The 16,168-nt window shown below is 41.4% G+C and carries 17 protein-coding genes; 5 read left to right on the top strand and 12 right to left on the bottom strand.

Going from position 1 to position 16,168, the window contains the following annotated elements; genetic code table 11:
• Positions 1–10: 10 nt before the first annotated feature.
• From D2U88_RS19425 to D2U88_RS17570, 4 genes are read right to left on the bottom strand one after another with little or no spacing between them, the layout of a single operon-like run.
• Positions 11–370, bottom strand: coding sequence for a hypothetical protein (locus tag D2U88_RS19425; protein ID WP_147378610.1), 360 nt, complete (start codon positions 368–370; stop codon positions 11–13).
• A complete protein-coding gene (locus tag D2U88_RS17580; RefSeq protein WP_094998920.1) occupies positions 303–653 on the bottom strand; it encodes a hypothetical protein in 351 nt (116 codons plus the stop codon). Before D2U88_RS17580 ends, D2U88_RS19425 begins: the two co-directional genes overlap by 68 nt.
• A gap of 9 nt (positions 654–662) precedes the next feature.
• The gene (locus tag D2U88_RS17575; RefSeq protein ID WP_094998919.1) at positions 663–1,127 is read right to left on the bottom strand and encodes a hypothetical protein; all 465 of its coding nucleotides are present in this window, start codon (positions 1,125–1,127) and stop codon (positions 663–665) included.
• 10 nt (positions 1,128–1,137) lie between these two features.
• Positions 1,138–1,818 carry a ParA family protein gene (locus tag D2U88_RS17570; protein WP_094998918.1) on the bottom strand — a complete coding sequence of 227 codons (681 nt, stop codon included), beginning with the start codon at positions 1,816–1,818 and terminating at the stop codon, positions 1,138–1,140.
• 890 nt (positions 1,819–2,708) lie between these two features.
• Between D2U88_RS17570 and D2U88_RS17565 the strand changes: the two genes are divergently transcribed.
• Both D2U88_RS17565 and D2U88_RS17560 read left to right on the top strand, forming a co-directional pair.
• On the top strand, positions 2,709–3,095 hold the full coding sequence (locus D2U88_RS17565) for a hypothetical protein (RefSeq protein ID WP_094998917.1): 387 nt from the start codon (positions 2,709–2,711) through the stop codon (positions 3,093–3,095).
• Positions 3,092–5,386 (top strand): relaxase/mobilization nuclease domain-containing protein, encoded by a 2,295-nt coding sequence (locus D2U88_RS17560; RefSeq protein ID WP_094998916.1) that lies wholly within the window; start codon positions 3,092–3,094, stop codon positions 5,384–5,386. The genes D2U88_RS17565 and D2U88_RS17560 overlap by 4 nt, the downstream gene beginning before the upstream one ends.
• Positions 5,387–5,400: 14 nt before the next feature.
• Here D2U88_RS17560 and D2U88_RS17555 read toward each other — a convergent pair whose 3' ends face one another.
• The 8 genes from D2U88_RS17555 to D2U88_RS17520 all read right to left on the bottom strand — a co-directional run bounded on the left by D2U88_RS17555 (position 5,401) and on the right by D2U88_RS17520 (position 13,543).
• Entirely contained in the window at positions 5,401–5,772 is a 372-nt protein-coding gene (locus D2U88_RS17555; RefSeq protein ID WP_094998915.1) for a hypothetical protein, read from the bottom strand.
• Positions 5,773–5,807: 35 nt separating this feature from the next.
• A complete protein-coding gene (locus D2U88_RS17550) occupies positions 5,808–6,317 on the bottom strand; it encodes an ORF6N domain-containing protein (protein ID WP_119641799.1) in 510 nt (169 codons plus the stop codon).
• Positions 6,318–6,452: 135 nt separating this feature from the next.
• Complete coding sequence (locus D2U88_RS17545; RefSeq protein ID WP_094998913.1) at positions 6,453–6,851, bottom strand: hypothetical protein; 399 nt, start codon at positions 6,849–6,851, stop codon at positions 6,453–6,455.
• 9 nt (positions 6,852–6,860) lie between these two features.
• Positions 6,861–9,404 carry a type IV secretory system conjugative DNA transfer family protein gene (locus D2U88_RS17540; protein ID WP_094998912.1) on the bottom strand — a complete coding sequence of 848 codons (2,544 nt, stop codon included), beginning with the start codon at positions 9,402–9,404 and terminating at the stop codon, positions 6,861–6,863.
• Between the two features lie 36 nt (positions 9,405–9,440).
• The gene (locus tag D2U88_RS17535) at positions 9,441–9,698 is read right to left on the bottom strand and encodes a hypothetical protein (protein WP_119641797.1); all 258 of its coding nucleotides are present in this window, start codon (positions 9,696–9,698) and stop codon (positions 9,441–9,443) included.
• Entirely contained in the window at positions 9,695–11,260 is a 1,566-nt protein-coding gene (locus D2U88_RS17530; RefSeq protein WP_119641796.1) for a toprim domain-containing protein, read from the bottom strand. Before D2U88_RS17530 ends, D2U88_RS17535 begins: the two co-directional genes overlap by 4 nt.
• Before the next feature lie 69 nt (positions 11,261–11,329).
• Positions 11,330–12,190, bottom strand: coding sequence for a hypothetical protein (locus D2U88_RS17525; RefSeq protein ID WP_119641795.1), 861 nt, complete (start codon positions 12,188–12,190; stop codon positions 11,330–11,332).
• A gap of 126 nt (positions 12,191–12,316) precedes the next feature.
• Positions 12,317–13,543: a hypothetical protein gene (locus D2U88_RS17520; protein ID WP_119641794.1), complete on the bottom strand. Its 1,227-nt coding sequence runs from the start codon at positions 13,541–13,543 to the stop codon at positions 12,317–12,319.
• A gap of 121 nt (positions 13,544–13,664) precedes the next feature.
• Here D2U88_RS17520 and D2U88_RS17515 point away from each other — a divergent pair, with 121 nt between their 5' ends.
• The 3 genes from D2U88_RS17515 (at position 13,665) to D2U88_RS17505 (ending at position 16,141) form a co-directional block, all read left to right on the top strand.
• A complete protein-coding gene (locus tag D2U88_RS17515; protein ID WP_182859210.1) occupies positions 13,665–14,429 on the top strand; it encodes a M23 family metallopeptidase in 765 nt (254 codons plus the stop codon).
• A gap of 70 nt (positions 14,430–14,499) precedes the next feature.
• Positions 14,500–15,690, top strand: coding sequence for a hypothetical protein (locus tag D2U88_RS17510; RefSeq protein WP_147378609.1), 1,191 nt, complete (start codon positions 14,500–14,502; stop codon positions 15,688–15,690).
• Between the two features lies 1 nt (position 15,691).
• On the top strand, positions 15,692–16,141 hold the full coding sequence (locus D2U88_RS17505) for a hypothetical protein (RefSeq protein ID WP_119641791.1): 450 nt from the start codon (positions 15,692–15,694) through the stop codon (positions 16,139–16,141).
• Positions 16,142–16,168 lie beyond the last annotated feature (27 nt).

The following is a 16,168-nucleotide window of genomic DNA, read 5'->3' as shown; positions in this document are numbered from 1 at the left end:
GACGGGAAATTTAGATGTTGGCAATTTCCTCGCCGATGGCGATCAGGGCAAAAAAGATGGCGATACCGATGACGGCCTTACCCAACTTATTGGCAAGATCGGTCTGCTGGTCGCGTATATAGAGATAGGCAAGCCCTGTTATGGCAATGGCGACACCGGCAATGATCTTGATAATGTCGACGATTTCACGGGATAAGGTCTTGGAATCGTTCTTAAAATCCTGTGCCTCCTGTAAGAGTTGTTCGAATTGCCCGTAGGAGCAAAGAGGAATGCAGATTAGAATCAGAACTAGGAGAAATAGTTCAGGTTTCGGAATCCGGCGGGTCTTCTTCCGCCGTATCCTTGTTGCGGATAACTTTGAGTTTTTCATGCTTTTTGCGAGTTAAGGAATTTGAATCATCATCTAATGAACCCTCTTTAAAAGCTTCCAGAAGCTTTGAAGTGTCTTCCACTTCGTCTATCTGGTCGAGTACAGCTCCTAAATCGGTCTGTTTATTATTTGATTTATTTACAAATTTATTATTTATATGCAAATAAGCAAATTTATCTGAATCTTTTTTCTTTGAAGTTCTTTTCTTTTTGAGCAGCACCCACGAAACGTAGCCATAATAGATAAGGGCCAAACCAATCAATATGTACCAATAGCTACTCATTTTTCTTTATTATTCCTGTTCGATAAGGTTTAGCAGTTTCCTGAACTTTTGCTGTATAAAATCTTCCAAAACCTTTCGCATCAAATCATTGCGATGGGTTTTGATCTCTAATTTATAGGATGCTCCCTGTGCCAATTTCTCATATTTGGCCATACACTCCCTACTAAGTGAGAGCACGAACGATTCCTTTCTGTCCCTGAAGCTTTCCGCTTTTAGGAACTGTTCGAACTTTTGTACAGCATATCCATTGCCTTCCGGTGCATTTTCACATTTTTGGGGTTTCGAATTCCCAATAGCCGTAGTTTCGTCCTTTTTCTTAACGGATTTTCGCTCAGAATGTTGTTTGTTCTCCAGCGTAGACTTGCTAGGCACCCGTTCGTTTTTCAACTCTTCCAGAACATCCACGGTTTTCTTGTTTTTCTCCGCCATTTTTTGAATAAGTCCTAGCGTATCAATTTTCCGTTGTTTTTTCATGATTCCACTTTTAACGCGTTAATTGGGCAACTTCCTTAAAAAAATGTTTGATATCCTTCTCGCCCAGTTCCTTATGTTGGGGAATGGGATAGAGGGTATTTCGGTACCGTTCCTTGTAAATGGTTTTGTCCTTGACTACACTTTCCATCATCGGTATGTCCGCTTCAAGGAATTGTTGGCGCAGCACCGCAAATTTGCTTTTCTTGACCAACTTGTATTTGTTGAAGAACAGGTGGATACTCTTTAACATCCGTTCCTCATTGTCCAGGAAATTGTTTTTCAGGGTAAAATAAAAATGGGAAGTGCTATCGATTTCCAGTTCGTCATGATCGAATGGTACAAAGACATGCTCCACATATAAAAGACCTTTGACCATTTCCACGTTCAAGCTTCCGGGAAGATCAAGTATAATATAATCCACCCTCCCGTAGTGCTTGACAATGGTATCCTGTAGGGTAGCAACCGTCACAGGTTCTATCGGATAAAGTTCTATGGATTGCCTTTCTTCTTCATCCAACGATTCCAATTCGCGCTGTCTTTTATTGTAAATGGAATATTGGGGATCGTCCAAATCCAATAGTACCACTTTTTTGCCCTTGGCATAAAAAAGGTCGGAGGCCAAAATGATGTTCAAGGTCGTTTTTCCGATACCTCCTTTTTCGCCGACGACACTAATAATCTTTGTTTCCATAATTCATTATTTAGTTCGTTCGATAATTATTTAAATGACGTATTGATCAATGCACTAATCAATGATTTATACACCTAAATAGTTATATAATTAATGATGAATATAGAGATATAAAATGTTAATATACAAGCATTTATGAATTATTTTCCAACATAAGGCCATATAAGACCATAAGGGTTTAAATGGGTACAGGGACTGAATCGATATGGTGTTACGGAAATTCTTTTCTATCTGAAAGGGAAGAAAACGAGATCGGAAACCGTGACTATTCCATACTACTTTTTAAGTGCGGGTAGCCTATTTGTTTGAAGAGATAAAATAGACCTTACTTCGGATAAACGTCAAAAGATACTATCGCCATGGAACGGTAAAAATCGATTAATCAATGCTCTCCCAAAGTTCCTGCGGAAGCCAAGGAAGCCTATCGGCACCCTTGGCACCCTCGCAACCACGCAAAAGCCCATGGGACGAAAAGGTCCCATGCACTTTTTTGGCCAATCACTATTTTTGACACTCAATTTACGGATTGAGACTTTTTTGGATTTTATATATACCAAAACAGCCGGCGGAAGTGCTACTAAATGACCGATTACGCTTTGAAAAGAAAATTAGAAGATGTCAAACAACTCCTTAAAAATTAGCATTGATGTATTTTATCCAAGATTCGATACACTTGTCGAAATACCAATTACTTAGCTAAAATAATAGCTTATATTAAAATTCATAGAATTTTGCAAGATTCGATACACTTGTCGAAATACCAATTACTTAGCTAAAATAATAGCTTATATTAAAATTCATAGAATTTTGCAAGATATGTTTTAAGTAACTTAAAACTACTACTTCTTACGAAGTGAAAAAACGCAAAAGCGAGTAAAATCGGCTCCGAAATGGCACAAAAAACAGGTAGAAAACCGTTAGGCAAAAACAAGAGGAAACATGATATCATGTTGCGCTTCAATGATAAGGAGCTAGGAATGGTCAAGAAAATTTTGGCATCCTATGATTTGGATTTTGAAAAGCGCGGTATTGCTGCACCATTTCTAAGACGCCTGATATTGGACAAAGAGGCGGTAGAAGAAAAAAAGCTACCTGATTTCTCGGCCAACCTGATCTATCAAATCAACAAAATAGGTATTAACATAAACCAATTGACGACAGTGGCACGGGCTAAAAACCTTAGAAGTCCGTCAGCCAAATTGGAAAGCGAAGTAGAAAGAGCGAACGAATTGTTGATGAAAATCATGGAGCTATTGAATGAAAAACTGCATAAATGATAGCCAAGATATTGTTTCGTGAAACTGTACATGGCGTGTTGAACTATGTATTCGGTAAGGAAGGAAGCATCATTTTAGGCTATCCGAACACCTGTTCGGAATTTGGGCTGTCGCCTGAATTTTTCGCGAACGTACTGCATTTTCAAGGCCAACGCCATGCTACCGAAAACAGGTATGTACATATCACGATCAACCTTCCCCATGGCGAACGGCTAGACGATGCCACTTTTTACCAACTGGGAAAGGATTATATGGCAGAGATGGGCTTGGGAAACCAACCCTTTTGTGTAGTCCTTCATGAGGATACAAAACATCAACATATACACCTTGTTTCAACGGTAGTTACCGAATCTGCCTCCCTGATCTCTATGTTCAATAGTTACCGGAGAAGTATGGCAACGCAAGCGTACCTTGAAAAACGCTATGGTCTTTCGCCATCGCCCCAAACCCGACAAAAACAGCACAGGGAACTTCCGATATACCGATTTCCGGAATTCCAGTTCAAGCCCGATGATTCAAATGGCACAAGGTTCTATATACAGGATGTAATGAACGGCCTCCTTCAAAAGCACAAGGTGCGCAGTTTTGCCGAACTAAAACAGTTGGCCAGACCCTACCACATCATCGTAAATACCATGACCCATGAGAGTGGAAGGGTAGGGGTAGCCTACGGAATCGATAACCAAAAAAAATATAAGACGCAATTTATAAACGGGTCGACCGTGCATCCGAAATTGAGCGGGCCGAAACTTGTGGCTATTTTTGAAAAGAATTCCAAATCGAAATTATTGGCGATGCACAAAAAGCGCTTGGAAAAGCAATGGATGACCACCTTAAAACTTTTTAAAAGCATTCGTCAGGAAGATCTACCGGATGTCCTGAAGTCATATCAAAACATAGACTGCGAATTATCGTACGGAAAGAATAGGCAATTGAACGAGCTAATCATTTATGACAAATCAGGTTATGTCTTCTTAGCCTCCGAGATTAGCTCCCAAATGGATTTTATCCATCACCCACAATTAGAGGACGATGTGAACGGTACAACCTGTTTGGACGAAAACGGGAAGCAATTTTTACTTGAAACCCGAAAGCTCATAAAAAATGCTTTTTACGAGGCCTATTTACAAGCCAACAAAAGTAATAGGTCGTTATCCGAGTTTGTAATAACTAAAAATCTGAGGGATTTGTTGCCTCATATCGCAGGCTCTGAACGCTATTCTTTCCTAAACCATTATATGAGCCAGGATAAGAATAAAAACCTATTGAAAGTTCTGAAAACCGAATTTGAGGGTACACGTAGGGAACTCCACAAAACCGAATCAAGAAAGGAAATGAAAACCTTGGAAGACAGAGTTTCACTATTCAAAAACGTGTTGGAAGCCAATGTGTTCGATGCTACCAAAAGCCTCTCATTTAATCTACTTCAGGGTTTGGGTCTCAAATATGTCGGGGATAAAGTTTTCTTTAGTAATTCCAAAGCCCATTCCGTTGAATTACTTATTGAGGATTACAAAATGCCAGAAGTCGGCTCATCCTATATATCCACGGGTAGTATCAACCAAAACGTGAAAGTTCTTGAAACGCTCACAGAAACCGGATCAAGTAAGCCATCGGATTTGAACGCGACTTCTTTCTTCCTTCCTTTATTGCTGCCCGAACTTTATGAATCGATGAACCCGGAATACCAAAAACAGTTTGAAGCACTCAGTTTAAGGGCATATCTCAGAATGGCCGAACAATTCAACTTACCTCTTGAAAAATCGCCCGTCGATTATATTAGGTTGTTCAATGCCAAAGGGTTTTATTTTGAGAAAAAAGTAGGGAAAATTTACCTACGCTCACTTTATTCAAAAAATGAAACCAATATACCGCTTTCTACGAAAACCCAGGCATATCTAAAATCCAGCACGGATTTGGATGCTGTCTTGACTGCTCAAATGGAGTCCGTCAACATATCAAACGAAAACGGTCAAATGAATCTTAAAAATTTATGGGTTTCGTATCTTATCGAAAGAGGCGTTTACGGCAGGGCAGCCTACATGATGGTCTATGAGGGTGTACGACCGAATTTACATCGTGAAGCACTGGAATATCATAAGAAGAACGGGTTGCGGGAAAAAATACACGCTGAGTCCCAACAAAAAATCAATACCCAACAGGCGACTATTTTACGCAAAAGTGTTTATTCGTTCAGTTCGCTTTTAAGCGGAAAATACAAGGAAGAGGTGTTTAACGGCTTTAGGGACGAGCTTACGGATTATACAAATAAAAAAGGTCTTTTTAGATAATTGGGTTGTGAACTTTAGTTTCGAAATCGACCTGAACGATCATCCCAAATTTTTCCAGTTCTAGAAATGGTTGTATCCTTACGGAGTATATTGCTTAGTTCCATCATGAGCGTTTTACCAACTCCCCTGACTCTTTTAAAATCATACAAAGTAATGTCTTCCAAATAATCGAAAGGGACTCTGGATGTATATCGGGTGTTCTTCAAAAGGATATTTTGCAATCTTAAAGAAACACCTTGCTTGGCCTGCAACCATTCCTTTATCGGTTTCTTTTGCGTCCTAAGAAGTTCACGGTCCCGATACATTTCAATAACATCGACCAGATGATCATGCAATTCGATGACCTCTGAATCATCCAAACACTGTATGAGCTTTTTTAAATCCATGTTGACTATACTATAATTTTAGGATAACCTGTTCCTTACACTTTGGTCGCTTTATAACCAATGCTCTTTCTGGGTTTTCTCTCCTGCACGATAAGGTCTTTAATCGCATCGAAGACCACCTTGAATTGTTGGTCGTATTTCCTTTCCATGGACAATATTTGTTTTTCCAACTCCTTGTTCGATTCGAGTAATCTTCTTAATTGGACAAAGGTTCTCATAATTGCGATATTGACATCCAATGCCTTTTGGCTTCGCAGCACACTTGAAATCATGGCGACCCCTTGTTCCGTAAAGGCCATCGGAGCAGCTCCGCCTAAAACCCTTTTATTTTGTATCACATTACGTGATACCAAATCATCGATCTCGCTTGGCTCAAGTTCGAACATGAAATCTTTCGGAAATCGGTCAAGATTTCGTTTGACCTGTTGCTTCAGAGACCTATTTTCCACCTCGTAAAGTTTTGCAAGATGAAAATCCAGAATAACTTTATGGCCTCTAAAATATTGTATGGTTTCGGCGATGTTTTCAGGTAATATCTGTGTCATTTTCTTATACTGTTCTGAGGTATCACAAATTGTGATACCTCAAATGGCTGTCCGTTTTTTTATATGTTTCAAATGTTTCATAAAGCACAATCTTGTTAGTCTATAGGTAACGGGCTCAAATGGGTCATTATGGGCTCAGAGCTTCTTTTTAAACTTCATCAAAGCCGAAACGATATCAGATTCCAATTCACGATATTCTTCCTGAACATCGGTCTGGTATACCACATTTTCGCCGACATTGTGCTTCATTATAAATTCGTTATCGGGCGAAAGGATCCAAGCGGGATTGTAGCCCAAGGTGTAATAGTACAGCACCATCTTGATGGAGGTATAGGAAAACGTCCCTCGTTCCACATTGACAAGAGTATAATAGTCTATACCGAAGCGCTCGGCCAGATTTTTTCGAGAAAATTCACTATCCCGTTTGTTTCCGGAATCTTTTTCGATCAGTTCATCGCGTATAAGGCGCAAACGTTCCCCGATGTAACTAAAATCCTCTGAAGAGGCCTTCATAATTTCATTTATATCTTTCATAATAGTATGTTATTGTGTTTGTTCATCTACCATTTCCGCGGGATAACTTGAATATAGATCGCCTAAATCCCCAATATTGGGGTTATCGACTACTTCTGTTTCTTTAACCGCCGAGACCCTTTCAAATGTAGGGATTTCATGTGCTTTCCTGAACGCATCCGCCAACTCCCTACTGGGACGTTTTTTATAATGTTTCATAAAATTTTGAGCGATCTCCTCTTCCTTTTCCAAGGATTCGCCGATCTGGTCGCCCGTTTTTGCTTTGTCGAATACAGTAAATTCCGGTTTTTTCCCCGTGCAAATTTCATATTCCTCGGTTACCAGATCGTCAATATCCTGAATGACTTTTAGGAAATTGGCATCAAGTATCCGTTCGATTTCCTTATTGACGAACATCCTGTCCACCAATGTTGCAAGGAAGAGTTTCAAGGTGTCCTCGGTTCCCTCCTTTTTATTAATATGCCCGTCCAATGCCTGCAAATGGTCGTACAATTTGAGTTCGCGTGCCAATTTGATGAACTGCACCCGTTTTATGCTGTTCGGATAGTGCTTTTCGGCAAATGCGTCGATATAGTACTTGTAGAAACCGAGATAGTCCAATTGATTACAATCAATTTTTTGGATGGTTGCATGAAAATCAAGAGTCTGCATTAATTTCAAACGATCCTTGACAAATTCGCTATGGTTCTTGCTCCTAAAATCGGCATGGTTCGGGATTTCATATTTTCCCTGAATCTTCTTTGAAGCCATGTTGGGCCTGAGCAGCCCAAAACATAATTTCTGTTCGATTGGATGTTCAAAGGTATCCGCCACGATGCCCCCGAAATGCCCTGTGGACATGCTTGTGATCTTACTTTTCGGCAGTAATTCGGAAAGTATCGTGCTGAAATTGACCGTGGTATCGTTATTGGAAACGGCCTTGCTCTTTTTTTCCTGATGGATACGCCCGAAAATATCGCTGATACGCCGAGCCGTTTCCCCTTTGGCAGCACCGCTGAACACATTGGAGCAGTTATCGAAAATGACCTCGGCCAGTTCCCTGCCGTAGTCCGCAATCAATTGGGTTATACTCTGAATACCAAGCACGGTGGCCACATAATGCGACCTTCCGGTATCGATAATTTTTCGTAATCCCATAATGAATACGGTGGGCAGTTCGTCCAAAATCAATCCCAAAGGCCTTCCGCCAGGTTTGTTGACCACCTGTAATATTTTGTTGATATAAAGACCTATTGGTGCAGCGTAGATTTCCGAGCGATCAGGATTGTTCTGGATACAGACGATCTTGGGTTTCTTTGGGTTATTGATGTCCAACCTAAAATCGTTGCCGGTCATGATATAGTAGATTTCCTTGTTGGCCAACATCGATAGGGATATCTGTGCACTTGCGGTCTGTCCCGCCAATTGCTGGCCCGCCTGTCGTTCCATGGCATCCTTAAAGGGAATCATCAGGCTGCGTACCTCTACCTCACGCATCATAATGGTCAATAAATATTCAATATTGACCGTGGAAAGGGTAATCACGTGGGGTAGGGTGCAGATGTTCTTGCCCGTTTCCTCCGATTTTTTCTTCAAGTACCATATCAGCCCAGAAACAAAACTAATGGCACTTTTAGAGAAGAAATCGCTGCGCTTGATCCAGTCCTTGTTCAGATTCTTCATGATGATGGTCGCGGCGTCTGCGGCATCGGTCTGGTTGCGCATCAAGTAGGGGTCGATGGGGTTGCAGCGATGCGATTTTTCGATATCGTCAAAGCTCAGGGTATAGAATTCGGGCAGTTCGATAAGTTCGTCTGACTTTGCGGCCATTAGTCTTTCCTTTTTTCGCATCCAATAGTTATAGGCGATTTTGCTCAGGGTATCGAACTTAAAATCATAGATCAGCAGCGTAAATCCCTTTTCTATAAACTGCTCGATGATTTCCTCGATCAAGGCAAAGGACTTGCCACTACCAGGTGTACCGATAATCAAGAGCGCGCGAAAGAGGTTTACGAAATTGATCCAACCCTTCCGTAGTTTTCCTTTATGACGGTATTCATAGGGTATGTTGACGGAGTATGGGGTGTCCACAAGTTTTTCGGTCTGCCGAAAGGTCTCGTTCTTGTCGTTGAACGGGTCGTCCTCGGCCTCGTTACCATAATCCATTACCTGAAAAAGGTGTACTGCGCCTGAGACCGCGAAAATGAACCCGAGTATGTACAAAACTGCGGAACACCAGAACAGCCCCAAGTTGGCCGGTGCCAAATAGCCCGTTAGCAATAGCAACAGAACACCTAGGCCGAAATATAGGAGGCCTGTAAGAAATGACTTCCCTTCCCTTTTTCTGGGATTGTAGAGCATGACCGCGCCCAAGATGCACATCAACAACAGCCCACGGCTGTGCAAGGGTCGTTGTAAGGCCTCAAAACGCAATAAAAAATGGTAGCCGATTTCAGAGAGTTTGGAATCCCATTGCTGGTATTGCAAAATAGGATAATAGGCCATAAACCCGATAAGGGTAAAGACAGCCACGGATAATAACATAGCCGAAAATGCGAGATTCTTGTCGTTCATGACGAAACCTTGGGAATTTGAAAGTTCGTTCCGGGATTATCGGAACATCCGCTCCTTCCATTGTTGGATCACCAAAGAGGAGGCGATAGGGATGGCGACCTCATTTTTTTCGATATGATCGATGGTCTCGTCCATTAAAAGGCCTGCCTGCTCATTGATGAACCGGGCATAGGTATCCGCTTTTTGCAAACGGTGCTTTAGTTCCATATCGTTTTCCTCGATAAGTGCGTCTAAAAGGGAAACGTAGTATTGATTGTCCTTTAATTCTTCGGATAATGGTTCCATGGTCTTCATGACAGAATGTTTTGTAAGTTATTGTTTTTTGAATTTGTTTTCGATGTTTCGTTGTCCCATTCGACAAGTTTTGCGGTACTTTTCTTAAAATGGGAGTGTATGGCAGAATATGGAATGGCATAGGTATAGCTCAAGCCAAAGTCGCATACCACACCATTTTTCTTTATGGATTTTACTAAACCTTGGTTAGTACCACCTTCAGGGCCTTTGGCCGTATGCAGTTCGATTTTATCCCCAACCGCGATAACATTTGGAACAACTGCGTCCATTTTTAGGTATGTTATGCTTTTGGAAGCGCGAAGGTCATCGTTCCAGTCTTTTCCCTGCGATTTGTGGAGGTTGGTCTGAAAAGGCAGATATAGCGCATTAACCGTATTCAGCAAGGTTTTGAACACGTTTTGCTTTTGTTCGATATGTGGAGTGTTGACTACTTCGTTAAGGGAGAACTCCAAAAGGATCTTGTCCGAGAACCCGACACAGCGTACAAGGTCAAAAACCAAATAGTCCTTTTCTATATCGGAAGTCAATTTTTCGTTTAGAATAGTCGTATGACGGGCCAATTGCCCCCTGACTTTTTCGCTATAATGAATGCCCATACTCACTTTGCCCGACCGAAATACGGTTTCTATATAGATGTTCGGATTGTACCGATTGATGACCGCAGTAAAGATCTTTAGGTCGAACTCATGGCCTTTGAGGTCGTTGTCCGTGATGGATATCAGTTCTGTTTTCTTGGTTTGCAGTATTGGTTCGATCAGTTGAACGAAGAAGTGCAATTTTTCTTGGTACACATTTCCCCCAAAGGACACGTAAAAATTATCGGGTTTTCCGTAAAGCTCGTGATAGGACAGCAGGTCGATACCACTTTCCCCGAATAGTATGCGAGCAGGTCGGTCAATAGGCTTGGAATGAAACAAAAAATGGTCTTTCCGGTTCAGTACCAATCGAAACTTTTTGATTTCATTGTCCTTTTTACTTCGGTAGGGTCTGTTGTAGAGGATGTAGTTTTTTGCGTTTCCTTCCAAATCGTATTTCGGAAAGGCAATATTGGCGATTTTTCCGCCATTGTCCCGAATGTGATAGGCGTTAAAAATTCGCCCCTTAAATGCTTCGGTGTTTAGCATTTTTCTGGAAATACTTCGCTGTACCCTCAAATATAGGGAATTCCGCAAGGGCACGATATTGTAGTTATCTTCCAAGGATTTCACAAAGGTGTTCGGTTTATTGGCCCGCAAAGCGGTATGTTCCAGGCCATAGGCTCTAGCGGCGATTTCCAGCCCCGCCTGCACGGCTTTATAAAAATTTTCGCTGCGTTGCATCAGGTATTTAAAGAACAGCCCTCTATCATAGGAGTCATTCCGGTTGAAATAGGTAACGGGATTTCTCTTCGTTTGCAGTACGATCCGATCTTCGTCATTTTGAAACTCCATGGAACCTGCACTTTTGCTTATGAGTTGATAACCTTTTTGGTGCAAGTACATGGGAAAATTGACCTCCTCGTTGATCTTGGCGATCAACCGTTTATAGTGTTCGGGATCATCGCTATAGTTCGGACTTTTCATGGGAAGGGTTTAAAATGGCCGACACGCCAAGCATATCGGCCTTTGCATTGAGTTAATTAAAAAAAGGAACTACAGGCTCATGGCGTTGCTAGGCTGTTTCTTTTTTTTTTCGCTGTCAAGGGTTGTCCCCGCTTTGACCTCCATATCCTTGAGTTTCGCCTTCTCCAAATCACTGTAGAGAAAACGTTGCCCTTTCGCACTCCATCTGACCATATAGGTCAAAGGCCCTTTTTTGGTCTTACGGATAGTGATTTTGACTTCTTCCCCTTTGTTCATGGTGTCGGCCTGCTCCTTGGTCAATTGTTGCCCGAGTACGTACATATTGGCGGAAACTGCCGGTTTTGTACGGATATCGTTCAGTCTTGGCTCATAGTAGGCCAGTTTTTGGAAGGTGTCCCCGTTCAAGGAAGTACCGGTAAATTGAATGGTTTGACCTTCTTTAACCATGGCATTGTATTCCTCCTTGGTAAATTGATATTGGTAGGCATTCGCATCTTCCAATTTGATCTGTTCGTTACGTCTGATCTGTACGTCCAATTTGGAACCAGTATTGGGATTATAGACCATTTGCACCATTTTGACAGAACTTTTCAACTGTCCATCACTGATATAGGTGGTCTTGATCAAACGCTCCTTGCCTTTCAAAAGGGATTCCTGAACATTATCGTCCAACTTTTGAAAACTGATATAGGCTCCTTCCAAACGCCTTTTTACGTCTTCCTTAGCAAATTGATGGTCCAAGTTTTCCCGGACCTGTATGTCCTCGTTTTTTCCACCTTCCTCGTTCATCTTGGGCATTGTAAAGGTTCTGCCATCATCGGTTTTGACCTTATAGGTGTCCTGATCCTTGGAAATGGCTTCGCCCTTAAACCAGACCTGGCTTACGTTGACGAAGACTTTTTCGATTTGTTTTTCTGCTTGTTTTTCCATTTTTGAGTGATTTTTAATTGTTACGAAATTTGAATTTGTTACTTTTGAGTACATAACTGCAAATCAGGAGTGATTTGTGAGTTACGGAATTTGAAGGAAAGAGGGCGGGAGCGTCCTTTTTCCATTTTATAGTGCGATTCTATACTCTTTCCACTGAACCTCCTTCCTTTTTTTGGTTTGGCTTTCTGCCAATTCCCATTCCGAATACCAATTGTGGGCTGTCGGTTTGAGGATTTCGATGGTCTTGTCCAAATAATTTTTATAGTACGACCAGACCAATAACCTTATGGCATTGGTCTCCAAAGGCAGGCGCACTTTGATCTGCTCCCCGTCCTTGGATACCATGATGCTATATCGGTTCAATCGGTTCTGGTCGATGATCTTATTGTATTTCAGAAAACTCTGGGCCAGTTCGGTATTGAACCGCCGCGTATGATCATAAAATCGGGAAAAGGATTTCTCGTTTCCCATTGGGAAATCGATTACCATATCCCTATCGGTCAAATGCAGTTTAAAATCCGAATCCTCCACATAGGATATAAAATGCAGGTCGCGTAAATACCCCTCCAGTTTTTTATAGCCTGTAAAGCTCAAAAAAAGCTTATCCACCTTGGTCAAACGCTGGATTTGAAAAAGAATTCGTGTCGTTTGGGCATTGATAGCCCCCAAAGCGAGATATACGACGTTTTTAAACTGGAATTTTCTATGGAACGCCAACGCCTCTTTAGGATCTTTAAAAAGGAACAGTCCATCGATTTTTTTGGGAATATTGGAATACCACAACGAATGTTTGATGGCCGATTCCTTATAAGGGAGCACCTCTTGCTCGGTATCCGTAAAATACCCACAGACCTCGTTCTGGATATTGAACAGTGGAAATAGGACTTCGTCTTCCTTATTTTTGAAGATGCGCCCCTCAAAAGGTGCCATATCGTCTAAATTTTTGTAGAGTCCATCGGTGTTTTTATCCAAGGGTAAGGCATAAGCAAGAAAATGGTTGAAATCTTTTGTTACTGTTTCAACGGTGCTTTCTGTATTGTCGCTAACCAATAAACTTTCTGTCCGTAACACCTCTCTATAATAGGTGTCCACTTTGTCCCAGAGCATTTCTTTGTCCATTCCCTCGGTTTTCGATACATGTTCGGTAATCAGATCCGAGGCCGATAGTTTTTCATCCGGGCGTTCTATTTTATAGTACAGATAGCCCTTTTCGGTGTTGAGGATAACGTATTGCGCGCCGTTACCTTTGTATAGATAATGTGTTCTTTCCCGTTGTACCGCTCGAAAGCCAAGATGCTTAAAAAGCTTCGGGAGGTCGATGCGATGGTCTTCTGTTAGCCAATTTTTTTTCATTTCTTGCTTATTTGCAAATAAATTATAAATTTGTAGATAAAGCAAATATATGAATTTTTTTGAATCTGCAAATTTATTAGGGAAAAAATTGCGAATAGTTGGACATTGCTATATCAGCGGTATGGGTCGAAAGGAACTGGCCCACTTGCTCTTTCTGATACTTCTTTGTCTTTTCTATGTCATCGGAAATGGTTTTGGTTTTTCGAATTCAAAACTTCGGGAAACAACCGTTGCCATGGAAAATTACGGGGAACGGCTAAAGGACAATTTTAAAACCGACCGCTTTGATAGTACCATTGTGGATAAGGAACGGGAACATTTGTTATTGGCCATTGAAGAACGGATTGCCAAGTACCTGTATCAAATTCCGGATTACTCCTATATAGCTACTTTGGAAACATATTTGACATACCGACCGGAACTCCTGCACCAGTTTCCCTCGTGTGTTCCCTTGGAAAAGGGCAATTATTCATTGTCAAGTAGGTATGGCATGCGTACCCATCCCATTTCCAAAAAAACGAAAACCCATTTTGGTATCGATCTGGCCGCTCCATCAGGCAAGCCTATATATGCATCGGCCGCGGGAACCGTGTCCGAGGTCATTTATTCAGAAAATGGTTATGGCATCCATATTATCATCAGGCACCGGTTCGGTTTTAAGACCCTCTACGGACATTTGGAAAAGGTATTGGTCGCCAAAGGACAGACTATTGACCAACATGAGCTTATAGCAACGGTTGGTAGTTCGGGTAGTTCCACGGGATTTCATCTGCATTACGAAGTTTGGAAGAATGAAGTCAAAATCGATCCAAGGCCATCCTTTAACCTAAAGAAAACCATCTATGCCGAAGTCATGGATATTAAACCCAATACTCATGGAAAATAAAATCCCAATTTGGAAAAGAGCTGCACGCTTTGCAAGGCGCTTCTACCATACTGTCAATAATTACAGGCAAATGTCGAAAGATATAGATTTTAGGGCCTTTGGTAAGCTGGAATATGACTCGATAACCACTGATGAAGTCAAAGACCTTAAAAAGCTCGATTATATCAAACGGCTAAACCTTGCCAAAAAGGGCTATATCGATGGAAACCTTAAAAAGCTATTGGCCCAAGGCAAGGAAAAAGAACTACTGGTAAACCACGACCATAAAATCGTTCCTATCGGGAATTTTAGGATTTTGGAAAGCGATTCGCTTTTGTGCGCGATAAAATTCGGGTTTCAGTTCAATACCCAAACCTTTTTTATGGCCAGCACTACCCACGGTAATATTCCTTTATGGAAAACCTACGACGGTCGAGGCTTGCGTCAATCGGTTTCGGCCTTACATCCGGTAGAAAAAAGTTCGCTTCGATTTGAGCATTCCTTTTATGGGGCCGACCGATTGCAAAACGAAAGAAAGGATAGCAGAAATATTGCGGCATTTTATAATGATGCCGTCCAACTGACCTTCCAAAGCAATCCCTATTTCAAGGAATCGATTTTACTACCAAGCGAGCAGGTGGTATCCGATCCCATACAATATGTAGGCAAACAGTTCCATCTTTCGGAATTCGAAGGAAAATACAATATCATGACCCTTACGGAAGCTACGGAGCGCTACTTGGTGTTTCAGTCCTTTCTGGAGACGGCACCAAAATCCGAATCCCTCTATTTCGGCATGCAGGAATTCAAGGAACGCTTTCTGGACAGCAAGATAGAACTCATAGCCTATCTAAAGCACGGTCTACAACTTGGTATCCATCAAGGCGTCCTTTATGTTCGACGCAAAGAGGAAGTTAACGGACATTCACGATTGCAATGGGAAACTTATAAAAAACTCATGCAATCCAAGGAAATTTCTGCCCAAGAAAGATTGTACCTCTCGAAAGAGGTCATTGTCAAAAAGAATTTTGTGGTCGAAAAAGAAGCCATTGTGCTAAAAAACAATGAAAGAACGGCGTTCCTCAAAAAGCACTACGGTACGGGGGAATGGCGTTTTGCGGAAGGCGAGAAAAATCAAGAGGACATGAACTTTAGACCCATTGTCGGTTCCGTACTGCGGCATATCGATCGGAATTACTCGCACTGTAAAAATTTTCCAATTGCCTTGGTAAAACTAAAAAATAATCTAGCAGTACAGACTGTGCAAATGAAACCTTCCTAAAATGGAAAATAAGTACAAAAAAATCGACGGACACGTTTTTAAAATGGCCATGGTAACAAAATCGTTCATTTACTATATCGGCGACAGCGAATGTGATGACAACGGAAGTGTGAGGATGTACGAAAAAGAAACGGGCCATTTGGTATCGGATAACTATATGGCAAATCGGGATATGCACCAAAACCTACTGTATTTCAATTACGAGTGGATTTGTGAAAGGCTCAGATACTCAAGAAAATGTATGGTGGAAGAATGCAAAATCAATCTTGCCCAAGAATATTACCATGAAAATGAAATAGAACACAATGGAATTCTTGGTTGGTCCGAGTTTGCCAAGCGCAAATTCAACGATGCCCTTTTAACAAATTTAGGTTTTACACTTTCAGAATATGATTTGCGGGAAGTCCGTAAACAAATTAATCCAGATAAAAATAAAGGTCTGACTATGTAGCATAAGCATCCAATCAAATTCCTTAAC

The sequence above is a fragment of the Flagellimonas aequoris genome, assembly GCF_003584165.1.
Lineage (GTDB): Bacteria > Bacteroidota > Bacteroidia > Flavobacteriales > Flavobacteriaceae > Flagellimonas > Flagellimonas aequoris.
Note: the sequence above shows the minus strand (reverse complement) of the source record. Positions and strands in the feature narration are given on the sequence as shown.